The organism is Shinella sp. JR1-6, assembly GCF_004284735.1.
Taxonomy (GTDB): Bacteria; Pseudomonadota; Alphaproteobacteria; order Rhizobiales; family Rhizobiaceae; genus Shinella.
In genome coordinates, this window is the sequence record NZ_SHMI01000008.1 from 115,682 (window position 1) to 138,379 (window position 22,698).

Below are 22,698 nucleotides of genomic sequence, written 5' to 3' on the forward strand. Positions count from 1 at the left end.
CCCAGAAAGGGAAAGATTTTGCATTCGAAGACAGGGAGCAGCCAGCAGGAGGGACATGAAACGCAAGAAGCGCGGGCAGAACCCGCGCTTCGATTTTATAAGGATCGTAGCCGTATCAGGCGGCGTTGCTCACCGCGGCACCCCGCGGGGAGAAGAGCAGCCGGTCGGAACCGGCGGTCACCTTGACGGTCGAACCGTCGGGGATGTCGCCGGCGAGGATCTTTTCCGCCAACGGATCCTGAAGATGCTTCTGGATCGCGCGCTTCAGGGGGCGTGCACCATAGACCGGATCATACCCCTTTTCGGCCAGCCAGTGCACAGCCTCCTCGTCAAGGTCGAGAACGATCTTGCGATCGACCAGGAGCTTGCGCAGCCGGGCCAGCTGGATATCGACGATCGCGCCCATTTCCGACCGCTTGAGGCGATGGAACAGGATGATCTCGTCCACCCGGTTCAGGAACTCAGGCCGGAATGCCATCTTCACCACATCCATGACCTGGTCGCGCACGCTGTCACTGTCCTCGTTCTCGCCGAGCGCGGTAAGATATTCCGCGCCGAGATTGGAGGTCATGATGATCATCGTGTTGCGGAAGTCCACGGTGCGGCCCTGGCCATCGGTCAAACGGCCGTCGTCGAGGACCTGCAGGAGCACGTTGAAGACGTCAGGATGCGCCTTCTCGATCTCGTCGAACAGCACGACCTGATAAGGCCGGCGGCGAACGGATTCGGTGAGCGCACCGCCTTCCTCATAGCCGACATAACCGGGAGGCGCGCCGATCAGCCGGGCCACCGAGTGCTTCTCCATGTATTCCGACATGTCCATGCGCTGGATCGCCGTCTCGTCGTCGAAGAGGAAGCGGGCGAGCGCCTTGGTCAACTCCGTCTTGCCGACGCCGGTCGGGCCGAGGAAGATGAACGAGCCGATCGGCCGGTTCGGATCCTGAAGGCCGGCACGCGCGCGACGCACGGCACGGGAGACTGCCTGAACGGCGTCGCCCTGCCCGACGACCCACTTGCCGAGTTCGTCCTCCATGCGCAGGAGCTTGTCGCGCTCGCCCTCCAGCATCTTGTCCACGGGGATGCCCGTCCAGCGGGAGACCACATGGGCGATGTTGTCGGGGGTCACGACCTCCTGCACCATCGGATCGACATCACCGGCATCGCGACCTTCAGCCTCCTCCAGCTCCTTTTCGAGCTTCGGGATGATGCCGTAGGCGAGCTCGCCCGCACGCTGGAACTCACCCTTGCGCTGCGCGATGGCGAGTTCGTTGCGCAGCTCGTCGAGCTGGCGCTTGAGGTCGGCAGCGCGGCCGAGTTTCGACTTTTCCGCCTGCCAACGTGCAGTGAGCGCGGAGGCTTCCTCTTCCAGCGCGGCAAGGTCGATCTCGAGCTTTTCGAGCCGATCCTGCGACGAGCGGTCGGTTTCCTTCTTCAGTGCTTCGCGCTCGATCTTCAGCTGAATGATACGGCGGTCGAGTTCGTCGAGCTCTTCCGGCTTGGAATCGACCTGCATGCGCAGCCGCGAGGCGGCTTCGTCCATCAGGTCGATCGCCTTGTCCGGCAGGAAGCGATCCGTGATGTAGCGGTTGGAAAGGGTCGCGGCGGCAACGAGAGCCGAATCGGATATCCGGACCTTGTGGTGCTGCTCGTACTTCTCCTTCAGGCCGCGCAGGATCGAGATCGTGTCCTCGACAGTCGGCTCGTCCACCATCACGGGCTGGAACCGACGGGCAAGGGCCGCGTCCTTTTCGACATGCTTGCGGTATTCATCGAGCGTGGTCGCACCGACGCAGTGCAGTTCACCGCGGGCAAGCGCGGGCTTCAGCAGGTTGGAGGCGTCCATCGCCCCATCCGCCTTGCCGGCGCCGACAAGCGTGTGCATCTCGTCAATGAACAGGATGATCTCGCCGTCTTCCGCCTGCACTTCGGCAAGGACAGCCTTCAGACGCTCCTCGAACTCGCCGCGATACTTCGCACCGGCGATCAGCGCGCCCATATCGAGCGCCATCAGCTTCTTGTCCTTGAGACTCTCCGGCACATCGCCGTTGACGATGCGCAAGGCAAGACCCTCGGCGATCGCCGTCTTGCCGACGCCGGGTTCACCGATGAGGACGGGATTGTTCTTCGTGCGGCGCGACAGGACCTGGATCGTGCGGCGGATTTCATCGTCGCGGCCAATGACGGGGTCGAGCCGGCCTTCGCGCGCATCGGCGGTGAGGTCACGGGCGAACTTTTTGAGCGAATCGAAACCCTGCTCCGCACTCGCCGTATCGGCGGTGCGCCCCTTGCGGATGTCGTTGATGACCTGGTTGAGCTTGGTCGCCGTGACACCGGCCTTGGCAAGAATCTCGGACGTCGCCGCGGATTTTTCGATCGCAAGTGCCAGAAGCAGGCGCTCGACGGTGACAAAACTGTCGCCGGCCTTCTTCGCGGCCTCTTCGGCGGTGGAGAATACCTTTGCAAGCGGCTGGGAGAGATAGACCTGGCCGTTGCCGCCGGACACCTTCGGCTGCTTGGCAAGGGCGGCGTCGTTGGCGATCCGCGCTTCGCGCGCATTGCCGCCGGCACGCTCGATCAGCGATGTTGCCATGCCCTGGTCGTCGTCGAGCAGCACTTTCAGGACGTGTTCGGGCGTGAACTGCGGGTTGCCGTCGGCAAGCGCCTTTGTCTGGGCGGATTGCAGGAAACCGCGAACGCGTTCGGAGTATTTTTCAATGTTCATCATTACCTCCAGGACTCGGCCGGCCCATCAAGGCACCGGTCGATGATTCAGGATAAGGCTCCCATCAAGGCGAACCTTTCATACATGCGACCCGCCCGGCCTTGCGACCGGTCAATCGCCTGAAGCGAATATGGTGGAGGTTTTTCCGAATTAAAGGGAGCGTCAGGCCGCCGGTCGAGATTTTTCGCAGGCGCCTTGCAAAACGCAAGAACCCGGCACGGGGCCGGGTTCCTCTACCGTATCGAAACGCCGTTATTCCGAGGCTTCGAGAGCCGGAGCGGCATCACCGGCGGGCTGTGCGCCCTCACCGGCAGCCTCAGCCTCGGCCTCGCCGCGGCGCGGACGGCGCGGGCGGGGCGTGCTGCGGCGACGGGCTGGCGCGCGGCCCGTGGCAGGCGCTGCAGCTTCGTCTTCGAGCGAAACTTCAGCCGGCGTACCCTCGATCACCGGCTGCGGGCCGGTGCCATCGATAACGGGCTGCTCGACGGCGACAGGGACCTTGGCGGCAGGGGCCTTGGCAACAGGAGCCTTGGCGACCGGAGCCGGCGCAGCGACGGCAACGGGTGCGGGCTCATCGACGGGCGCCGAATCGAATTCGTCGGAATCCCGGTCGAAACCATCGCGGTCATTGAAGTCGGTCCGCTCGGCATTGTCCGAACGCTCATCCCGCGGGAAGCGCTCCTGCATCTGCGCCTGAGCGGCTGCGATGATGCGGTTGTAGTGTTCGGCATGCTGCAGATAGTTTTCCGCCATGACGCGGTCGCCGGCGCTCTGGGCGTCCCGGGCAAGCGCTGAATATTTCTCGGCGATATGCTGGGCAGTGCCCCTGATCTTCACGTCCGGACCCGAACTGTCGTAGGTCCTCGTCAGGGGATTGCCACCCTTGCGGTGGTTATTGTTGTTATTGTTATTGTTATTGTTGTTATTATTGTTGTTGTTACGCCCGCGGCCGCGCTTGTTTTGCTGTCCTGGCCTCATATGTCACTCACCTAACGTATCGTGTCTTGATGATCATGTGTCTGCACGCTTGATCAGGCCATGCCAGATCAAGCGTCCTTACCCGCGGGCAAACCACGCCGGTCGGTGGTCCTGTCGCCGTAAGACGTCAAATTAACAGGTACCCGCACTAGGCAGTCTTCAACCCTAGCAACTCTTCGAGAGAGCAATCCTCGCGATCGGGTCATGCAGGAACGAATCCTTTGTGTCATGACCGCTTGCCCAGTGCGTGCCCGCAACCTAGCCCGCTTCCTTCCCGATTCCAAGCCTTTTCTTTGCAGCCGCAGAATTTGCTGCGCTTGTGCAGCAAAATTACAGGGCGGCCGCCTTTGAAAAGAGAAGAACACGGTCATTGCCGCCAAGATCCTGGATTGCGTCGATCCGCGAGAAGCCGCTTTCGCGCATGATGGCCGTGACCGCATCTTTCTGGTCGTAGCCGATCTCGTAGGCCACCAGGCCGTTTTCCTTTAGATGAACGCCCGCGCCGGCAGCGATTACGCGATAGGCATCGAGCCCGTCGTCTCCACCATCCAGTGCCAGTATCGGGTCGTGGAGCCGGACCTCATCGTCCAGCGTTTCGACCACGGAACTGACGATATAGGGGGGATTTGACACGATGATGTCGAACACCCCGGTCACGGCTGCAAACCAGTCGCTCTCGACCGTCTCAAACCGGTCGGCGATGCCATTGATATCGGCATTGCGCCGCGCCGTTTCAAGGGCACCGACCGAAAGATCGGCGCCGATCCCGGTCGCCACTGGCACGAGATCCAGAAGGGCAAGACAGATCGCACCTGTTCCGGTTCCAAGGTCGAGAATCCGGCAACCGCCCATCTCGCGCACGATCCGTTCCGCATGCGACACCAGCGCATCGACGAGGACTTCGGTATCCGGCCGCGGCTCCAGCGTCTCCGGCGACAGCACCAGGTCGAGTCGCGAGAAGGCCCGGCGGCCAAGGATGCGGTGGACCGGCTCGCGTGCGATGCGGCGGACAAGCGCGTCATCAATGGTCTGCCGCTCGGCCTCCCCCAAAGGCTGATCACCCCGCGTTATGAAGGATGTCGGCGTCAGGCCCAGCAAGCCCACAAGCAGCGTTCGCGCGTCGCCCGCAGCGTCGACGATCCCCGCTTCGGCCAACCGGCGCCGCGCCGCGGCCAGGACCTCGGCAAGCGTCGTACCACTCATCGGCCCTGTTCGCCGAGCTGGGCCAGAAGGCCGGCCTGGTAGTCGGCGACCAGCGCATCGACCACCTCGTCGATCTCGCCGACCATCATGCGGTCGAGCTTGTAGAGCGTCAGGTTGATGCGGTGATCCGTGACGCGGCCCTGCGGGAAATTGTAGGTGCGGATACGCTCGGAGCGGTCCCCGGAACCGACCTGGCTCTTGCGATCGGCGGAGCGCTCGCTTTCCGCGCGCTGGCGCTCGATGTCGTAGAGCCGAGAGCGCAGCACCTGCATGGCCTTGGCGCGGTTCTGGTGCTGTGACTTTTCCGAACTCGTCACGATGAGGCCGGTCGGCAGGTGGGTGATACGCACGGCCGAGTCGGTCGTGTTGACGTGCTGGCCACCGGCGCCCGACGAGCGCATCGTGTCGATACGGATATCCTCCGGCCGGATCTCGATATCGATCTCTTCTGCTTCCGGCAGCACGGCGACGGTCGCCGCCGAGGTGTGGATGCGCCCGCTCGCCTCCGTCTCCGGAACGCGCTGGACGCGGTGCACGCCCGATTCGAACTTCAGCTTGGCGAAAACGCCACGCCCGGTGATCGTCGCGATGATTTCCTTGAAACCGCCAGCCTCGCCTTCGCTGGAAGACAGGATCTCCACCTTCCAGCCATGGGCCGCGGCATACCGCTCATACATGCGAAAAAGATCGCCGGCGAAAAGCGCAGCTTCCGAACCGCCGGTACCGGCGCGGATTTCGAGGATCGCGCTCTTTTCGTCGGCGGCGTCCTTCGGGAGAAGCAGGATCTGCATCTCCTTTTCGAGGCCTTCCAACTGCTCCTTCAGCTCCGGCAGTTCCATTTCCGCAAGGTCGCGCATCTCCCGGTCCGTCGCCTTGTCGGCAAGCAGCACGTCGAGATCGGCGATCTCACCGCTGACCTTCTGGTATTCGCGGATCTTCGTCACGACCGGCTGGAGCTCGGAATATTCCGAGGCGAGACGCACATAGGTCTCCGAATCCGGCCCCGCCGACATGCGCGCCTCGATCTCGCCGAAACGGCGCTCGAGTTCACGCATCTTTTCAACGGGAAGCTTCGCCACCGTTCAAACTCCCGTCAAAAAATTCAAAGCGGAACGCCGTGCTCGGCCGCAAAGTCAGTAAGGATCTGGCGGACCGAGGCCGTCGGCCTGGTATCGTCGAGCGCCGGTGTCAGCACCGCTTCGAGTTTCGCCGCATCCAGCGACAACAGCATCGACTTGACCGGGCCGATCGCTGCCGGCGACATCGAGACCGAGCGGAAACCGATGCCAAGCAGCGCCATGGCCGAGATCGGCTTGCTCGCCATTTCCCCACACAACGTCACCAACGTGTCGTTGCGCAGGCCGGCGCGCACGATATCGCGCAGGATTCGCAGGAACGGCCGGCCGAGCGTGTCGAACCGATCGGAGACGCGGGCATTGCCACGGTCGACCGCCATGGCGAACTGGAAGAGATCATTCGAGCCGACAGAGACGAAATCAACCTCCGCCATCAACTCGTCGAGCTGCCAGAGCAATGCCGGCACTTCCAGCATGGCACCGAACTGCAGCTTCTTCGGCAACTGCTCGCCGATCTTCGACTGGCGCTGGATTTCCTTCTGCAAGAGGTCGCGGACCTCCTTCAATTCGGAAACCTCGGTCACCATTGGCAGCATCAGCCGGAGATCGGCGCCCGCCGCAGCGCGCAGCATGGCACGCAGCTGGGTGCGCAGCAGGCCCGGCCGGTCGAGCGACAGGCGGATGGCCCGCCAGCCGAGCGCCGGGTTTTCTTCCTCCGCCGCGCGGAAATAGGGCACCACCTTGTCGCCGCCGATATCGAGCGTGCGGAACGTCACCGGCCGACCGCCGGCATGTTTCAGCACGTTGCGATAGAATGACTCCTGCTCCTCGGCCTTCGGCATGGTCGAGGCGATCATGAACTGAAGCTCAGTGCGGAAAAGGCCAATGCCGGATGCGCCGGATTCATTGAGATGCGGCAGGTCGACGAGCAGACCCGCATTCATCTGGAGATTGATCGCGCGGCCGTCCTTCGTGACGGGCTCGACAGCGCGCAGCGCCCGGTACTGCTCCTGCCTGCGGGCGCGGAAGCGCACCTTTTCCTCATAGGAGCGCTGGAGGTCCGGCAGCGGTCGCAGATGCACCCGCCCGTCGTCACCATCGATGATGATCGGATCGCCGTTTTCCGCCAGCGCCACGGCACCCGCCGCCTGGCCGACCACCGGAATGCCCATGGCGCGCGCGACGATCACCACATGGCTGGTGACGGCGCCCTCCTCGAGCACCAGGCCGCGCACGTTCTCCCGCGGATAATCGAGCAGTTCCGCGGCCCCCATGGCGCGCGCAACGACGATCGCATCATTCGGGAAGCTGCTGGCCGAGAGTTTCGCACCATAGCCGGTAAGCTGGCGCAGAAGCCGGTTGGCGAGATCGTCGAAATCGTGCATGCGCTCGCGCAGGTACGGGTCCGTCAGGCGGATCATGCGCGCCTTGGTCTCGCTCTGCACGCGCTCGACCGCCGCTTCCGCGGTCAGGCCGTTGCGGATCGCCTCTTCGAGCTTCCTCACCCAGCCGCGGTCATGCGCAAACATGCGATAGGTTTCCAGCACCTCGCGGTGCTCGCCCTCCATCGACACCTCGCGGCGCGACAGCATGTCGTCGATGGAAATGCGCAAGGACCCCAGCGCTTCGGCGAGGCGACCGAGCTCGTGTTCGGAATCCTCGTTCAAAAGGTTCGTGACGACGATGCGCGGCTCGTGCAGCACGACATAACCGAGACCGATACCCTCACCGAAGCTCGCCCCTTCGATCGCGACGGGGCGGGACAGGTCCAGCTCGAGGCCGGGCTTGGTGAGCTTCTTCAGCTCGCCGGTCGCCACCATTTCCGCAATCACCATCGCCGTCGTTTCGAGCGCCTCCACCTCGTCTTCGCGGTAGGTGCGGCTCGCCCTGTTCTGCACGACAAGCACGCCGAGCGCCCTGCCGGTGCGCAAGATAGGAACGCCGAGGAAGGAGTGGTAGATCTCTTCGCCCGTTTCCGGCAGGTATGTGAAGGCAGGATGGGATTGCGCGTCAGAAAGGTTCAGGGGCCGCGCGGACGCGGCAATCGTGCCGACGAGGCCCTGGCCCATCTTGAGCTGAGCAAGGTGGACGGCACCGGGATTGAGACCCTCGGTCGCATAGAGTTCGAGCACGCCATCGGAGCGCAGCACGTAGACGGAACACACTTCCGCGACCATGTTCTGCGCGATCTGGCGCACGATCTGGTCAAGGCGCTCCTGCGGCTCAAGCGGCTCCGCCATGAGTTCGCGCAGCCGCTTGAGAAGAACGCGCGGACCCGCGGAGAGGTCTCTCATCGCGTGGCGTCTCCCGAAAATGACGTTACTCCGCCGGCGCGGGCTACGCCGGCGATCCCATGGATCGGCGCCGAGTCGGCCGGTCCTTACTTCTTATCGAGACCGTAGACGGAATGCAAAGTCCGAACGGCGAGTTCAACATAAGGACCGTCGATCAGGATGGAAATCTTGATCTCGGACGTGGTGATCGCCTTGATGTTGATGCCCTTCTCGGCGAGCGCGCGGAAAGCCGAGGCGGCAACGCCCGCATGGCTGCGCATGCCGATGCCGATGACGGAAACCTTGACGAGGCCCGTCTCGTGCTGGATCACGTCGAAGCCGACCTTCTCCTTGGCGCCGTCGAGAACCTTGAGCGCCTTCTCCACATCGCCGAACGGAACGGTGAAGGTCATATCGGTCTTCGAGCCGTCCTCGGAAATGTTTTGGACGATCATGTCGACATTGATATGCGCCTCGGCGAGCGGGCCGAAGATCGCGGCCGACACACCCGGCCGGTCGGCGACGCGGCGGAGCGAGATCTGCGCTTCATCCTTGGCATAGGCGATGCCGGTTACGACTTCCTGTTCCACGATCTCATCCTCATCACAAATCAGCGTACCGGGCGGGTTCAGAAGATCGCCCATGCCCGGCGCATCGGGATCCTCGAAAGAGGAACGAACGAAGGTGCGTACCTTGTGCACCATGGCAAGCTCGACCGAGCGCACCTGCAGAACCTTCGCCCCGAGCGAGGCCATTTCGAGCATTTCCTCGAAGGCGATCTTCTTGAGGCGGCGGGCCTTCGGCTCGATGCGCGGGTCCGTCGTGTAGACGCCGTCGACGTCGGTATAGATATCGCAGCGATCCGCCTTTACGGCAGCGGCGATGGCGACGGCCGACGTGTCCGAACCGCCGCGGCCGAGCGTCGCGACGCGGTTGTCCGGGCCGAGGCCCTGGAAGCCGGCGACGACAGCGACCTGGCCGGTACCCATGCGGCGAATGATTTCCGCGCCTTCGATGTCGAGGATGCGGGCAGCGCCGTGGGCGTTGTCGGTCTTGATCGGGATCTGCCAGCCCTGCCAGGATCGGGCATCGATGCCCATCGACTGGAGTGCGATAGCAAGAAGGCCGGCGGTGACGAGTTCACCGGAGGCGACGATCGCGTCATATTCGCGCGCGTCGTAGAAGGGCGAGTTGGCACCCGTGACCTTCGGCATGTTCTGCACCCAGGCGACGAGCTCGTTCGTCTTGCCGGACATGGCCGAAACGACGACCGCGACCTCATGGCCGGCATCGACCTCACGTTTCACGTGGCGGGCTACATTGTGGATACGGTCGAGGTCAGCGACGGACGTTCCGCCGAATTTCATCACGATGCGTGCCATGAGTGTATACCGCTATTCCAAATAATCGCGCGAGCGCGCGGGAGAAACCGCGGGGTCTCTTAGCGGAAGACCCCGCGCTGCGCAATGCATGGAATCCGGCAAACGGTCTTTCGTAGATCTAAGCCTTGCGGCCGATCCGGTAGACGAAGGCAGGCGGAACGTTGCGCAGCGTGCCCCCGATCCGGACAGCGGAGAGGCCAAGCCTGTCGAGCACGGCGCGCGGCACCGGGCAACGGAGGCCATACGTGAACTGATAGAGCGAAGCCCCCTCGCCAAGCCGCGCGAAGGTGCCGGCCAGGATTGCAAAAACCTTCTCCGGCCGCATGGAGAGCAGCGGCAGGCCGCTGATCGCCGCACCCGCGGGCACGGGGCAGAACCGGGCGATGCGCGCCGCATCCGTGCAGGCGATCTGCGCCTTCGGGAAGCGCTGCTGCAGCAGCGCCGCGAATTCCACCCCCATTTCGACGAGGACGATATCCTCCTCCGCAACACCGCGCCGCAGCAGCGCCCGCGTGAAGACGCCCGTTCCGGGCCCAAGCTCGATGACCCGGCCGGTCTGCGGCCCGATCTCCCGCACGATGAGATCCGCCAATGCCTTGCCGGACGGCGTGACCGAGGCGACCCGCAGCGGATCGCGCATCCAGGCGCGGAAGAAGTGATAGGCGTCCATCGTCAGGGCGGTCATTGCCGGTGCTCCACAACAGAAGGAAAGATGAGGCCGGTAAGGTCTTCCGACAACCGCCACAGCCGCGCGGCAAGGGCGGGATCGGTCGCGGCAGGCAGCGGATGCACATGCGAGGGCGCACCGCGCATCTCGCGAAACCCATCCGGGCCGATGAACTCGCCGCCGCGAAGACCAGCGGCCGTTGCCGCATGGAGCTGGTTCAGCACACCCTGCTCTGCATTCTGCGCGAGGAATCGGTTGCCGATACGCATGAAAAGACGCAGCGCGCCGGATGTCGCATTGGTCTGGAGATTGGTGTTGGAGTAACCGGGATGGGCGAGCACGCTGAGGAGCGGCAGGCAGGCCGCCTTGAGCCGGCGATCGAGCTCCAGCGCGAAAAGTACGTTGGCAAGCTTCTACTGGGCGTAGAAGGCGAGGCGGCCATAGGTCTTCTCGCCCTTGATATCCTCGAAATGGATACGGCCGCGGCGATGCAGCTCGGAACTGACGGTGACGACGCGTGCACCGGGCGCCGCAGAAAGCAGCGGCAGCAGGTGTAGCGTCAGTGCAAAATGGGCAAGGTGATTGACGCCGAACTGGGTCTCGTGGCCCTGCCGCGTCAATCCGCGCGGCGGCATCATGACACCGGCATTGTTGACGAGGAGATCGACTGGCCGGCCCTCGGCGGCGAGCCAGTCAGCAAAGGCCGCGACATTGGCGAGATCGGCAAGATCGAGCCGGCGGAGCACGACCTTGGCACCGGGAAGCTCGGCGCGAAGGCGGGTCAGCACCCGCTCCCCCCGGTCCGAATCCCGCGCGGTCATCACCACGTCGGCGCCTCTCCTCGCAAGCTCCCGAACGGTCAGGAAACCGAGGCCGCTATTGGCGCCGGTCACCACGGCAAGGCGACCGGCCTGATCCGGCATCTGCGAAAGGGTCCATGGTTCCCGCCTCGTCTCGGCGATTGCCACATCGGCTGCACGCACTATGATACCTCGCAGAAATCTGAACAGTGTTTACATTGTGCTAGCGCGCAATCTTTACACTGTAAAGATGACATATCTGTGAGGCCTGCCATGAACGAGAAAAAAACTGCCGAGCGCGGCTACCATCACGGCGACCTGCGCGACGCGCTGATCCGCGCCGCCGACGAACTCCTTGCCGAACGCGGCCTCGAAGGGTTCACTTTGCGCGAAACGGCCCGGCGGGCCGGGGTTTCACCCGCCGCACCCTCGCACCATTTCGGTGGCGCCGCCGGCCTTCTCACCGAAGTTGCCGCCCTCGGCTGGGCGGAGCTTGCGCGCCGTCTGGCGACTGCCGGCGAAACCGGCAGCACAGCCGAGCGCCTCAAGGCCCAGGGCGCCGCCTACGTGCGCTTTGCCGTGGATTTTCCCGGACGCTTCCACCTGATGTTCCGCCACGACATGCTGCTGCACGACCAACCCTCGCTCGACCAGGAGACAGGAGCAGCCTGGAATGCACTCGCGCGAACCGTGCTCGCGCTGCGCGGCCAGAAGGAAGGCGAGGAACTCGATGCCGAGGGCGAGGCCATGCTGATCGGCATCTGGTCGACGGCGCACGGCTTTGCCCACCTGACGCTCGACAAGAAGCTTTCCCGCATTGCGGAATGCGCCAGCGAGACGGACATGCTGGATACGCTCTTCCCCTCCATCATCGATACGCTCTGGGTGAAACGGCTCGGCTGAACGAAAAGGCCCGCACACCTTTCGGCACGCGGGCAAAGGGGATCGGATGATACGGCACGCCCGGCAGGGCCGCATCGCGACCGTGCCGGAAACGCCAGAAAGGATAGGCCGCGGGTAAAAAGATCGCCCGCGGCCGGTTCGCCTTACTTCTGCCAGCTCTTGACGAGTTCGTCGTAGTTGACCGTGAGCGGCTTTTCCTTCTCGTTCTCGATCTTCAACTGCGGCGCAAGGTTGCCCTTCGCGACGGCATCCTTGTTCCAGTATTCGAGATCGTGCTCTTCGGCGAGCTTCGGACCCATGTCGCCCATGACGCCGGCGCGCTCAAGGCGCTCCAGCACCTTTTCCTGCTCGGCGCAGAGCGAATCCATGGCTTCCTGCGCGGTCTTGGCACCCGAGGATGCATCGCCGATCGCCTGCCACCACAGCTGTGCCAGCTTCGGGTAGTCCGGGATGTTCGTGCCGGTTGGCGACCACTGAACGCGGGCCGGCGAACGATAGAACTCGATGAGACCGCCAAGCTTCGGCGCCCGCTCCGTGAAGGAGTTGTGGGCGATCGAGGATTCACGGATCAACGTCAGGCCGACATGGCTCTTCTTGACGTCGACCGTCTTGGAGACGACGAACTGCGCATAGAGCCAGGCGGCCTTGGCGCGATCGTCAGGCGTCGACTTCAAGAGCGTCCAGGAACCCACGTCCTGGTAGCCGAGCTTCATGCCGTCCTTCCAGTAGACGCCATGGGGCGACGGGGCAAAGCGCCACTTCGGGGTACCGTCCGCATTGACGACCGGCAGGCCCTCCTTCACGAAATCGGCGGTGAACGCCGTATAGGTGAACATCTGCTGGGCGACTTCACCCTGCGAGGGAACCGGACCGGATTCGGAGAAGGTCATGCCGCCGGCTGCTGCCGGTGCGTAGGCCTTCAGCCAATCGAGGTACTTCTGGATGGCGTAGACGGAAGCCGGACCGTTGGTGTCACCACCGCGGGCAACGCACGAACCGACCGGACGGGAGTTCTCATCGACCTTGACGCCCCATTCGTCGACGGGCTTGCCGTTCGGAATGCCCTTGTCGCCGTTGCCGGCCATCGAGAGCCAGGCGTCGGTGAAGCGCCAGCCAAGCGACGGGTCCTTCTTGCCGTAGTCCATGTGGCCATAGACCTTCTTGCCGTCGATCTCGCGGCCGGTGAAGAACTCGGCGATGTCCTCGTAAGCGGACCAGTTGACCGGAACGCCGAGATCGTAGCCATACTTCGCCTTGAAGTCCGCCTTGTTCTTCTCGTCGTTGAACCAGTCGTAGCGGAACCAGTAGAGGTTCGCGAACTGCTGGTCGGGCAGCTGGTAGAGCTTGCCGTCAGGCGCGGTCGTGAAGGACTTGCCGATGAAGTCATCAAGGTCGAGCGTCGGGTTGGTGACGTCCTTGCCCTCGTTCGCCATGAAATCGGTCAGCGAGCGGGCCTGCTGGTAGCGCCAATGGGTGCCGATCAGGTCCGAGTCGTTGACATAGGCGTCGTAGATGTTCTCGCCCGACTGCATCTGCGTCTGGAGCTTTTCGATGACGTCGCCTTCGCCGATCAGGTCGTGGGTGATCTTGATGCCGGTGATGGCGGTGAAGGCCGGCGCAAGGACCTTCGATTCGTATTCATGCGTGGTGATCGTTTCGGAGACGACCTTGATCTCCATGCCGGCGAACGGCTTTGCCGCATCGACGAACCACTGCATTTCCGCTTCCTGGCCGGCACGGTCGAGCGTGGACAGGTCGCCGATTTCCGCATCGAGGAATTTCTTCGCGGCATCCATGTCCGCGAATGCGGAGCCGGTGAACGCCAGCAGCATGACTGCCGTCGTCGTCAGAAGTTGCTTTCGCATATTGATCCTCCCTTGGGGTTTTGCGATTGCATCTGCGAAGGCCCCTATCTCCCCGGGGCCCCCATTTTCTTTGCCTAGACGAAGCGGAAAACGCCGATGGCGTAGACCACAGACAAGGCAAGAGCCCACCACAGGTTGGGGCCGACGAGCCCCAGCCATGCGAGATGAATGAACGCCGAGCCGAGCAGCGACACGAAGAGCCGGTCGCCACGGGTCGTCTCGAAGCGCAGGATGCCGACGCGCGGGGATCCGCCCGGGCGGGCATATTCCCACACTGCCATCAGCGCGATCAGCGTGAAGATCGTCAGGAAGAACATGGCCGTCGGGAACGACCAGGCCATCCAGCCGCCTGGAATGAGCGAGGCGAACCAGTCGCGTGCGCCGTCCTTGACGGGGATCGCCATGACGAGGAGGCCGGTGAGGACGGCGTAGGTGGCAAGCACGGCGGCAAGCGCCACCGGCCAGCGGTTGGTGCGGCTTACGACAGCGGCCATCAGACCCTCCCCAGGGCAAAGCCCTTGGCGATATAATTGCGGACGAAATAGATGACGAGCGCGCCGGGAATGATGGTCAGAACCCCGGCGGCAGCGAGCACGCCCCAGTCCATGCCGGAAGCCGAAACCGTACGCGTCATCGTGGCGGCGATCGGCTTGGCGTCCGTCGTCGTCAAGGTGCGGGCAATCAGCAGCTCGACCCAGGAGAACATGAAGCAGAAGAAGGCGGCGACGCCGATGCCCGATGCGATCAGCGGCACGAAGATCTTGGCGAAGAATTTCGGGAACGAGTAGCCGTCGATATAGGCGGTCTCGTCGATTTCCTTCGGCACGCCGGACATGAAGCCTTCAAGAATCCAGACGGCGAGCGGCACGTTGAACAGGCAGTGCGCGATGGCAACGGCGATATGCGTGTCGATCAGGCCGAAGGCGGAATAGAGCTGGAAGAACGGCAGCGCGAAGACGGCTGGCGGCGCCATGCGGTTGGTCAGCAGCCAGAAGAACAGGTGCTTGTCGCCGAGGAAGCGGTAACGCGAGAAGGCGTAGGCCGCCGGCAGCGCCACGGCGACCGAAATAACCGTGTTCAAGACCACGTAGATGATCGAGTTGAGATAGCCGTTGTACCAGGCCGGATCGGTAAAAATGACCGCGTAGTTCCGGAGCGTCGGCGACTGGGGCCAGAGCGAGAAGGCGCCGGTGATTTCCTGGTTCGTCTTGAAGCTCATGTTGACGAGCCAGTAGATCGGCAGCATCAGGAAGACGATGTAGAGCGTCGGCACGAGCCAGGAGAGGCTACGCTTCGAGCCGGCCCCGGCCTTTGCACCGGCGCTGGTTGTGGCGCTTGCCTGGATGGAGCTTGCAGTGGTTGCCTGTGAGGTCATGGTTTCCTCCCTCACGCCTGTTCGTCGCTGCTGGTCATGACCGTGTAGAAGATCCACGACAGCAGCAGGATGATCAGGAAGTAGATGATGGACATGGCCGCGGCCGGGCCGAGGTCGAACTGGCCGATCGCCATCTTGACGAGGTCGATCGACAGGAAGGTCGTCGAGTTGCCCGGGCCGCCGCCGGTGACGACGAAGGGCTCCGTATAGATCATGAAACTATCCATGAAGCGCAGCAGGAAGGCAATCAAAAGGACGCGCTTCATCTTGGGCAGCTGGATGTAGCGGAACACGGCCCAGCGCGACGCGCCGTCGATCTTGGCCGCCTGGTAGTAGGCCTCCGGGATCGAGACGAGGCCGGCATAGCACAGGAGCACGACAAGGCTCGTCCAGTGCCAGACGTCCATGACGATCAGCGTCAGCCAGGCGTCGAAGACGTTGTTGACGTAGTTGTAGCTGATGCCGAGCGCATCGAGCGTGCGGCCGAGCAGGCCGATATCGACGCGGCCGAACACCTGCCATATCGTGCCGACGACGTTCCACGGGATGAGCAGCGGTAGCGCCATCAGCACGAGGCAGACCGGTACGCCAAGCCCCTTCTTGGGCATGTTGAGCGCAATCAGGATGCCGAGCGGGATCTCGATGGACAGGATGATGCCGGAGAACAGCAGGTTGCGGCCGAGCGCCTGCCAGAAGCGATCGGATTCCAGCACGTCGGAAAACCAGCCGACGCCGTTCCAGAAGAACTGGTTGTTGCCGAACGTGTCCTGAACCGAATAGTTCACCACCGTCATCAACGGGATCACCGCCGAGAAGGCGACGAGCAGCAGGACCGGCAGGACCATGAACCAGGCCTTGTTGTTCCAGGTCTTGTTCATCGTCAGCCCTCCCTGCCGACACGCCACGAATCGGCGTAGATGTTGATGGCCGCAGGATCGAAGGTCACGCGCGGCTCGGCCGGGATTTCCCCGTCTTCAGGGACGACGATGGCGATCGGCTTGCCGGCAAATTCGGCACGCACGATCTTCTGCCGGCCGATATCCTCGACCTTGCTGATCGAAACCGGCATGCCGTCCCGCGACAACGAAATGAACTCCGGGCGGATGCCGAGTTCGGTTTTTGCACCAGCAGCGACCTGCGGCTTGTAGTCGAGGTCAAGCGTCTGTTCACCGACCTTGATGCTGCTGCCGTCGATGACGGCCGGCAGCACGTTCATGCCCGGCGAGCCGATGAAGTAACCGACGAAAGTGTGGCTCGGCTTCTCGAAAAGCTCGGCCGGCGTGCCGATCTGCACGATCTGGCCGTCATACATGACGACCACCTTGTCGGCGAAGGTCAGCGCCTCGGTCTGGTCGTGCGTGACATAGACCATGGTAAAGCCGAACTGCCGGTGCAGCTTTTTCAGCTGCGAGCGCAGCACCCATTTCATGTGCGGGTCGATGACGGTCAGCGGCTCGTCGAAGAGGATCGCGTTGACGTCGTTGCGTACGAGGCCACGACCGAGTGAGATCTTCTGCTTCTGGTCTGCGGTAAGGCCGCGCGCGGTCTTCTTCGCCCAGCCGGCGAGATCGATCATTTCCAGAATTTCACGCACGCGGCGGTCGACTTCGGGCTCCGCAACGCCGCGATTGCGCAGCGGAAAGGCCAGATTGTCGTAGACCGTCATCGTGTCGTAGATGACCGGGAACTGGAAGACCTGCGCGATGTTGCGCTGTTGCGTCGAGAGGTACGTGACATCCTTGCCATCGAACAGGATGCGTCCCTCCGACGGCTGCAACAGGCCGGAGATGATGTTGAGCAGCGTGGTCTTGCCGCAACCCGAAGGACCGAGCAGCGCGTAGGCGCCACCGTCGTTCCACTCGTGATGGACTTCCTTCAGGGAGTAGTCCGCCTCGGACTTCGGCTTTTCGCCGTAGGCGTGACGGATATGGTCAAGGGTAATGCGTGCCATGGTCTCCTCCTCAGGCCGCCGCGGCCGCAGGTTCCGCGATCGCCCTGCCATCCGTGCCGAACGCCATCAGGTGGCGCGTGTCGACATGGACGGCGATGACCGCGTCCGGCTCGATGTCGTGGATGCCCGGCGAGAGCATGACCCAGCGGCTGCCCTCGAACTCGATGTGAATGAAGCTTTCCGAGCCGGCGATTTCCGAGATCGCCGTGCGCACCTGAAGGCTTGCGGATGCCGGATGCTGGCTGGTGAGCGCCAGATGATGGGGATGGAAAGCGATGGTGCAGGGGCCATCCGGCAGGGCGGAAAGATGCGCCGGCACCGGCAGCACGGGCTTGCCGCCGATCTCGAACCGGTCGCCGGTCTTCAGCACCTGCATCGTGTTGAGCGGCGGGTCTGCGAAGGTACGGGCGGTCAGAAGATCGTTCGGGCGGCGATAGACGTCGATGGTGCGGCCGAACTGGGTGATGCAACCTTCCGCGAGTGCCGCCGTGTTGCCGCCGAGAAGTAGCGCCTCGGAGGGCTCCGTCGTCGCATAGACGAAGATCGCGCCGGAGGCGGCGAAGATTTTCGGCAGTTCGAGGCGCAATTCCTCGCGCAGCTTGTAATCGAGGTTGGCGAGCGGCTCGTCGAGCAGCACGAGGCTGGCATTCTTGACGATGGCGCGGGCAAGCGCCGTGCGCTGCTGCTGGCCGCCGGAGAGGTTGAGCGGCGTGCGGTCGAGATACGGCGTCAGCTTCAGAAGATCCGCCGCCTTGCGCACTTCCCGATCGATCGTCGCCGTATCCGCACCCTTGATGCGCATCGGCGAGGCGATGTTCTCATAGACGGTCAGCGCCGGGTAGTTGATGAACTGCTGATAGACCATGGCGACGCCGCGATCCTGCACGCGCACGCCCGTCACATCCTTGCCGTCGAACCAGACGGAACCGGAAGTCGGCTTGTCGAGGCCGGCCATCAGCCGCATCAACGAGGTCTTGCCCGACAGCGTCGGGCCGAGCAGCACGTTGAGCGAGCCGCGCTCGAGCACGAGGTTGGTCGGATGGATGTGCGTTTCCGCCCCCGCCACCTTCGTGATGTTCTTAAGTTCCAGCATTCCTGTCTCCGTCGTTCCTCCCAGCCACCGGAAAAGGCCGCTAGTGGGGGGCCGCCTGTGCGACCGCCATGTACTCTTCCAGCGCGGCCGCTTCGTCAGCCGTCAGATGCAATCCGCGTTTGGTCCGCCGCCACAGCACGTCCTCGGCATGCCGGGCCCACTCTTCCGTCATCAGCCAGCGCACTTCGCGCTCATAGAGATCGCTGCCGAAATGCCGCCCGAGGTCGTCGATCCCTTTTGCACCATCCAGCATCACCGACGCCCGCGTGCCGTAAAGCCGCACGAGCCGGCGGGCATGGGCCGGAGTGAGGAAGGCGAACCGCGCGGAAAGCGCCTTCACCTCGGCATCGAACCCGTCGGCCTTGAAATCGCCGCCGGGCAGGCGCGAGCCGGCCGTCCAGCGATCCCCCTTCACGCCGATCGCATCCCCGATCTTTTCCAGCGCCGATTCGGCGAGACGCCGGTAGGTGGTGAGCTTGCCGCCGAAGATGTTGAGCAACGGTGCCTGACCATCGCTGCCCTCGACCTTCAGTACGTAGTCGCGTGTCGCTTCCTGCGCCTTGCTGGCGCCGTCGTCGAAGAGCGGACGCACGCCGGAATAGGTCCAGACAATGTCGTTCCGCGTTACGGGTTCGGCGAAATACTCGCTCGCCGAGGCGCAAAGATAATCGATTTCCGCGTCGCTGATGCGAACATCTCGGGGATCGCCCTGATAGTCCCGGTCGGTCGTGCCGATCAGCGTGAATTCTTCCTGGTAGGGAATGGCGAACATGATACGCCCGTCCGGGTTCTGGAAGAAGTAGGCGCGCGGATCGGAGAACTTCTTCTTCACGACGACGTGGCTGCCCTGCACGAGGCGAACATTGTGCACGTCGTTGCGACCGAAGGCAGAGGAGAGAACCTTGTCGACCCAGGGACCTGCCGCATTGACCAGCATGCGCGCGCGGACGGTTTCACGCGCCCCCGTCTCGACATTCTCCGTCTCGACATTCCAGTGGCCGTTTTCGCGGCGGGCAGTGACGACCTTCGTGCCGGTGCGGATATCCGCACCGCGATCGGCAGCGTCGCGGGCATTCAGGACAACGAGGCGCGCATCGTCCACCCAGCCGTCGGAATATTCGAAAGCCTTGCGGAAGAGTTTCTTCAGCGGCCCGCCCGCCGGGTCCTTCGCTAGGTCGAGCGTGCGGGTGGCCGGCAAAAGCTTGCGCCCGCCAATATAGTCATAAAGGAACAGGCCGAGGCGGATGAGCCAGGCGGGACGCAGACCGCCCTTCTGGAAAGGCAGCACGAAACGCATCGGCCAGATGACGTGCGGCGCCATGGCCCAGAGCACTTCGCGCTCCATCAGCGCCTCACGCACCAGACGGAACTCGTAGTGTTCGAGATAGCGCAGGCCGCCATGGATGAGTTTGGTGGAGGCCGAGGACGTGCCCGACGCGAAATCCTTCATCTCGGCAAGCACGACCGAATATCCACGGCCCGCCGCATCGCGTGCGATGCCGCAGCCATTGATGCCGCCACCGATAACGAAAATATCGCGGATCACGTCGCCGTTCAAAGTCCCCTCCCATTTCGCATCGCACAAATTTGCGCAGTTGCGAAAGCCAGTGGAGTTAAAACGAAAACATTTCGAATGTCAAACGAATGCGGGCGAAAACGCCATTTCCCCGTTCAATGGGGAGAAGCCGTCTCCACGAGACGCACGTCATGCTCCTGGCAAATGCTGCGAATACCCTCGAAAGGACAGCTGTCCGTGATGAAGGTATGGACCTGCGAGAGGTGGCCGATGCGGACCGGCGCTGTTCTTTCGAATTTCGTCGAATCCGAAACCAGAATGACGTGGCGTGCATTGGCAATGATCGCCTGCGCCACCTTCACCTCGCGATAGTCGAAATCGAGCAGCGCACCGTCTTCGTCGATCGCGGAAACACCGATGACCGCGTAATCCACCTTGAACTGGCGGATGAAATCGACCGCCGCCTCGCCGACGATGCCGCCATCCGCCCCACGCACGACACCGCCCGCGATCACCACCTCGATCGAGGGATAGACGCGCAAGCGATTGGCGACGTTGATATTATTGGTGATGACCATCAGCTCCTTGTGCTCGAGCAGCGCCTCCCCCACAGCTTCCGTCGTCGTGCCGATATTGATGAAGAGTGAGGAATTGTCCGGGATCATGGCGGCGGCGGCGCGGCCGATCGCCTGTTTTTCCGGCGCAGCGATGGAGCGGCGCGCCTCGTATTTGACGTTCTCGTTGCCGCTCGGGAACAACGCCCCGCCATGGATGCGCGTCAGGACCTTGTTGTCGCAGAGATCGTTGAGATCCTTGCGGATGGTTTGCGGCGTCACGGAGAAGCGCGCCGCAAGGTCCTCCACGAGCACGCGGCCCTCGGCCTTGGCGAGATCGAGGATCTCCGCCTGGCGACCTGTCAGAAACATCGGCTCCTCCCATTGCTTTCGTTTGTTTTCATAATATGCAAAAACGAAAGCACATCAATTGATCTGCCGCGCCTTCTTGGAGTGCGCCCCACTTTTTGTGATACTGGGCAGGCAGCAGGTTGCGGCCAGCATCAGGAGGAAAGCACATGTTTCATCCAGCCTTGTTCAAGGGCGCCAATGTCGTCGTGACGGGTGCAGGGCGCGGCATCGGTCTGGAGATCGCGCGGCAGTTCCTCGATTGCGGCGCCCATGTGCTGCTGCATGGCGGGCGAGCGCCGACCGGCCCGCTGCCCGATTTCCTGGAAAACGCCGTCGCAGAAGCCCGTGCCCACATCGTCTATTCCGACTTCCTCGTCGAAGGCGGCATCGGCGCGATCCTGCAGCGGGTGGACAGCCTCTTCCCGCATATCGACGTGCTCATCAACAATGCCGGCACCATGGTCGGCCGCTTCCCCGCCGCCGAATTGACGGACGAGCAGTACGAAACCGTCGTGCGCCTCAACCAGACCTCCGTCGTCGAGGTGACGCGCGCGCTGCTGCCATCGCTGCGCCGGGCACCGGGCGGCGCCATCGTCAACACGGTTTCGATCTCGGCGCTGACCGGGGGCAGCCCCGGATCGGCGATCTATTCGGCAACCAAGGCTTTCGTCTCGACCTATTCCAAGGGCCTGGCGCGCGAGCTCGCGCCTGATGGCATCCGTGTCAATTGCGTCTCGCCGGGTACGATCACCACCGACTTCCATTCACGCTACTCGTCGGCTGACAAGCTCGAGGCAACGCGAAAGACCATCCCGTTGCAGCGGCTCGGCACCGCGGAGGATTGCGCCCCCGCCTATCTCTTCCTGGCCTCGAAGGCGCTGTCCGGCTACATCACCGGCCAGGTACTGGAAGTGAACGGCGGCCAGCTGATCTGCTGAAGCCAGCCGGCCGTTGGCACCGGTCAGGCGTTGAGATCGATGACGACGCGGCCCTTCACCTTACCCTCAAGGATCCTGCCGGCCAGCGCCGGCAGGTCGGAGAGCCGGTGCTCCACCACCATCGCCTCCAGCTTGTCCATCGGAAGGTCGGCGGCGATGCGGTTCCAGGCGTCGACACGCTGGTCATAGGGCCGCATGACCGAATCGATACCAAGCAGGCTGACGCCGCGCAAAAGGAACGGAATGACCGTGAAGGACGGCACCGCCGCGCCGGCCGCAAGGCCCACCGAGGCGACCGCACCGCCATATTTCATCTGCTTGAGCACGCACGACAGCATCTCGCCGCCGACCGCGTCGACGGCGCCGGCCCAGCGCTCCGATTCGAGCGGCTTGCTACCCGCTTCAGACAATTCACCGCGGTCGACAATGGTTTCGGCGCCGAGTTCCCTGAGGTAGTCCGCCGTTTCCGGCCGCCCCGTCACGCCGGCGACCGAATAGCCGAGCCGCGCCAGCAGTGCGACCGCCACCGAGCCGACGCCGCCGGCCGCACCCGTTACCAGGACCTCGCCCTTCAGCGGAGAGAGCCCGGCCTTTTCCAGCGCGATGACGGACATCATGGAGGTAAGCCCAGCCGTGCCGATCGCCATGGCCTGCCGGGTCGAAAGCTCCGCCGGCAACGGCACCAGCCAGTCGGCCTTGACCTTCGCGCGCGTCGCGTAACCGCCCCACCAGATCTCGCCGACCCGCCAGCCGGTCAGCACCACACGATCGCCTGGCCGGTAGCGCGGATCATCGGAGGCTTCGACGGTGCCGGCGAAATCGACGCCCGGCACGTGCGGAAAGCTGCGCACCAGACCGCCCTTGCCGGTGATGCAGAGCCCGTCCTTGTAGTTGAGCGTCGAATATTCGACGGCAACGGTGACATCGCCGGCCGGAAGCCGCGAATCCTCCAGGTCCTGGATCGATGCGGAAACCGCGCCATCCGCCCCCTTTTCCACCAACAATGCCTGGAACGTCATCGCTTTCTCCTCGTGCGCATCCATTCGCCCCA

Annotated in this window: 20 protein-coding genes; 2 read left to right on the forward strand and 18 right to left on the reverse strand. The window is 63.4% G+C overall.

All coding sequences use genetic code 11. The annotated features are described in order from the left end of the window. Positions 1-115: 115 nt before the first annotated feature. The 9 genes from clpB to EXZ48_RS35265 form a co-directional block, all read right to left on the reverse strand. Positions 116-2,722 (reverse strand): ATP-dependent chaperone ClpB, encoded by a 2,607-nt coding sequence (gene clpB / locus EXZ48_RS16385; protein WP_130517079.1) that lies wholly within the window; start codon positions 2,720-2,722, stop codon positions 116-118. A gap of 252 nt (positions 2,723-2,974) precedes the next feature. Further along, positions 2,975-3,700 (reverse strand): DUF4167 domain-containing protein, encoded by a 726-nt coding sequence (locus EXZ48_RS16390; protein ID WP_130517081.1) that lies wholly within the window; start codon positions 3,698-3,700, stop codon positions 2,975-2,977. 330 nt (positions 3,701-4,030) lie between these two features. Continuing rightward, entirely contained in the window at positions 4,031-4,903 is an 873-nt protein-coding gene (gene prmC, locus EXZ48_RS16400; RefSeq protein WP_130517083.1) for a peptide chain release factor N(5)-glutamine methyltransferase, read from the reverse strand. Next, positions 4,900-5,982, reverse strand: a complete 1,083-nt coding sequence (prfA, locus tag EXZ48_RS16405) for a peptide chain release factor 1 (RefSeq protein WP_130517085.1) — start codon at positions 5,980-5,982, stop codon at positions 4,900-4,902. Before prfA ends, prmC begins: the two co-directional genes overlap by 4 nt. Positions 5,983-6,005: 23 nt before the next feature. Continuing rightward, positions 6,006-8,273 (reverse strand): phosphoenolpyruvate--protein phosphotransferase, encoded by a 2,268-nt coding sequence (ptsP, locus tag EXZ48_RS16410; RefSeq protein WP_050746067.1) that lies wholly within the window; start codon positions 8,271-8,273, stop codon positions 6,006-6,008. Positions 8,274-8,359: 86 nt separating this feature from the next. After that, complete coding sequence (locus tag EXZ48_RS16415) at positions 8,360-9,634, reverse strand: aspartate kinase (RefSeq protein ID WP_023513159.1); 1,275 nt, start codon at positions 9,632-9,634, stop codon at positions 8,360-8,362. Between the two features lie 118 nt (positions 9,635-9,752). Further along, a complete protein-coding gene (locus tag EXZ48_RS16420) occupies positions 9,753-10,319 on the reverse strand; it encodes a class I SAM-dependent methyltransferase (RefSeq protein ID WP_130517087.1) in 567 nt (188 codons plus the stop codon). Beyond that, positions 10,316-10,642 carry a hypothetical protein gene (locus EXZ48_RS35260; RefSeq protein ID WP_207900434.1) on the reverse strand — a complete coding sequence of 109 codons (327 nt, stop codon included), beginning with the start codon at positions 10,640-10,642 and terminating at the stop codon, positions 10,316-10,318. Before EXZ48_RS35260 ends, EXZ48_RS16420 begins: the two co-directional genes overlap by 4 nt. A 72-nt stretch (positions 10,643-10,714) precedes the next feature. Next, positions 10,715-11,224 carry an SDR family NAD(P)-dependent oxidoreductase gene (locus EXZ48_RS35265; RefSeq protein WP_207900436.1) on the reverse strand — a complete coding sequence of 170 codons (510 nt, stop codon included), beginning with the start codon at positions 11,222-11,224 and terminating at the stop codon, positions 10,715-10,717. A 150-nt stretch (positions 11,225-11,374) separates the two neighbouring features. Between EXZ48_RS35265 and EXZ48_RS16430 the strand changes: the two genes are divergently transcribed. Then, positions 11,375-12,004: a TetR/AcrR family transcriptional regulator gene (locus EXZ48_RS16430; protein ID WP_130517089.1), complete on the forward strand. Its 630-nt coding sequence runs from the start codon at positions 11,375-11,377 to the stop codon at positions 12,002-12,004. Between the two features lie 143 nt (positions 12,005-12,147). Here the strand turns inward: EXZ48_RS16430 and EXZ48_RS16435 are convergent, their stop codons facing one another. From EXZ48_RS16435 to EXZ48_RS16470, 8 genes are all read right to left on the reverse strand, one after another. Then, positions 12,148-13,869: an ABC transporter substrate-binding protein gene (locus EXZ48_RS16435; protein ID WP_024271115.1), complete on the reverse strand. Its 1,722-nt coding sequence runs from the start codon at positions 13,867-13,869 to the stop codon at positions 12,148-12,150. Positions 13,870-13,943: 74 nt separating this feature from the next. Continuing rightward, on the reverse strand, positions 13,944-14,363 hold the full coding sequence (locus EXZ48_RS16440) for a DUF2160 domain-containing protein (RefSeq protein ID WP_023512854.1): 420 nt from the start codon (positions 14,361-14,363) through the stop codon (positions 13,944-13,946). After that, on the reverse strand, positions 14,363-15,244 hold the full coding sequence (locus EXZ48_RS16445) for a carbohydrate ABC transporter permease (RefSeq protein ID WP_023512855.1): 882 nt from the start codon (positions 15,242-15,244) through the stop codon (positions 14,363-14,365). The genes EXZ48_RS16440 and EXZ48_RS16445 overlap by 1 nt, the downstream gene beginning before the upstream one ends. An 11-nt stretch (positions 15,245-15,255) precedes the next feature. Beyond that, positions 15,256-16,122, reverse strand: coding sequence for a carbohydrate ABC transporter permease (locus EXZ48_RS16450; protein WP_023512856.1), 867 nt, complete (start codon positions 16,120-16,122; stop codon positions 15,256-15,258). A gap of 2 nt (positions 16,123-16,124) precedes the next feature. Then, entirely contained in the window at positions 16,125-17,195 is a 1,071-nt protein-coding gene (locus tag EXZ48_RS16455) for an ABC transporter ATP-binding protein (protein WP_130517091.1), read from the reverse strand. A 10-nt stretch (positions 17,196-17,205) separates the two neighbouring features. After that, complete coding sequence (locus EXZ48_RS16460) at positions 17,206-18,288, reverse strand: ABC transporter ATP-binding protein (protein WP_130517093.1); 1,083 nt, start codon at positions 18,286-18,288, stop codon at positions 17,206-17,208. A gap of 40 nt (positions 18,289-18,328) precedes the next feature. After that, positions 18,329-19,846, reverse strand: coding sequence for a glycerol-3-phosphate dehydrogenase (gene glpD / locus EXZ48_RS16465; protein WP_023512859.1), 1,518 nt, complete (start codon positions 19,844-19,846; stop codon positions 18,329-18,331). A 113-nt stretch (positions 19,847-19,959) separates the two neighbouring features. Continuing rightward, positions 19,960-20,730, reverse strand: coding sequence for a DeoR/GlpR family DNA-binding transcription regulator (locus tag EXZ48_RS16470; RefSeq protein WP_024271114.1), 771 nt, complete (start codon positions 20,728-20,730; stop codon positions 19,960-19,962). Between the two features lie 146 nt (positions 20,731-20,876). Here EXZ48_RS16470 and EXZ48_RS16475 point away from each other — a divergent pair, with 146 nt between their 5' ends. Further along, a complete protein-coding gene (locus EXZ48_RS16475; protein WP_130517095.1) occupies positions 20,877-21,647 on the forward strand; it encodes an SDR family NAD(P)-dependent oxidoreductase in 771 nt (256 codons plus the stop codon). 23 nt (positions 21,648-21,670) lie between these two features. Here EXZ48_RS16475 and EXZ48_RS16480 read toward each other — a convergent pair whose 3' ends face one another. After that, complete coding sequence (locus EXZ48_RS16480; RefSeq protein ID WP_130517097.1) at positions 21,671-22,666, reverse strand: MDR family oxidoreductase; 996 nt, start codon at positions 22,664-22,666, stop codon at positions 21,671-21,673. Positions 22,667-22,698 lie beyond the last annotated feature (32 nt).

What these genes read in the sequence shown, in the direction of transcription:
- clpB (WP_130517079.1), bottom strand. Translation starts at nt 2,722, where the DNA reads ATGAACATTGAAAAATACTCCGAACGCGTTCGCGGTTTCCTGCAATCC.
- EXZ48_RS16390 (WP_130517081.1), bottom strand. Translation starts at nt 3,700, where the DNA reads ATGAGGCCAGGACAGCAAAACAAGCGCGGCCGCGGGCGTAACAACAAC.
- prmC (WP_130517083.1), bottom strand. Translation starts at nt 4,903, where the DNA reads ATGAGTGGTACGACGCTTGCCGAGGTCCTGGCCGCGGCGCGGCGCCGG.
- ptsP (WP_050746067.1), bottom strand. Translation starts at nt 8,273, where the DNA reads ATGAGAGACCTCTCCGCGGGTCCGCGCGTTCTTCTCAAGCGGCTGCGC.
- EXZ48_RS16415 (WP_023513159.1), bottom strand. Translation starts at nt 9,634, where the DNA reads ATGGCACGCATCGTGATGAAATTCGGCGGAACGTCCGTCGCTGACCTC.
- EXZ48_RS16420 (WP_130517087.1), bottom strand. Translation starts at nt 10,319, where the DNA reads ATGACCGCCCTGACGATGGACGCCTATCACTTCTTCCGCGCCTGGATG.
- EXZ48_RS35265 (WP_207900436.1), bottom strand. Translation starts at nt 11,224, where the DNA reads ATGCCGGATCAGGCCGGTCGCCTTGCCGTGGTGACCGGCGCCAATAGC.
- EXZ48_RS16430 (WP_130517089.1), top strand. Translation starts at nt 11,375, where the DNA reads ATGAACGAGAAAAAAACTGCCGAGCGCGGCTACCATCACGGCGACCTG.
- EXZ48_RS16435 (WP_024271115.1), bottom strand. Translation starts at nt 13,869, where the DNA reads ATGCGAAAGCAACTTCTGACGACGACGGCAGTCATGCTGCTGGCGTTC.
- EXZ48_RS16440 (WP_023512854.1), bottom strand. Translation starts at nt 14,363, where the DNA reads ATGGCCGCTGTCGTAAGCCGCACCAACCGCTGGCCGGTGGCGCTTGCC.
- EXZ48_RS16445 (WP_023512855.1), bottom strand. Translation starts at nt 15,244, where the DNA reads ATGACCTCACAGGCAACCACTGCAAGCTCCATCCAGGCAAGCGCCACA.
- EXZ48_RS16450 (WP_023512856.1), bottom strand. Translation starts at nt 16,122, where the DNA reads ATGAACAAGACCTGGAACAACAAGGCCTGGTTCATGGTCCTGCCGGTC.
- EXZ48_RS16455 (WP_130517091.1), bottom strand. Translation starts at nt 17,195, where the DNA reads ATGGCACGCATTACCCTTGACCATATCCGTCACGCCTACGGCGAAAAG.
- EXZ48_RS16460 (WP_130517093.1), bottom strand. Translation starts at nt 18,288, where the DNA reads ATGCTGGAACTTAAGAACATCACGAAGGTGGCGGGGGCGGAAACGCAC.
- EXZ48_RS16470 (WP_024271114.1), bottom strand. Translation starts at nt 20,730, where the DNA reads ATGTTTCTGACAGGTCGCCAGGCGGAGATCCTCGATCTCGCCAAGGCC.
- EXZ48_RS16475 (WP_130517095.1), top strand. Translation starts at nt 20,877, where the DNA reads ATGTTTCATCCAGCCTTGTTCAAGGGCGCCAATGTCGTCGTGACGGGT.
- EXZ48_RS16480 (WP_130517097.1), bottom strand. Translation starts at nt 22,666, where the DNA reads ATGACGTTCCAGGCATTGTTGGTGGAAAAGGGGGCGGATGGCGCGGTT.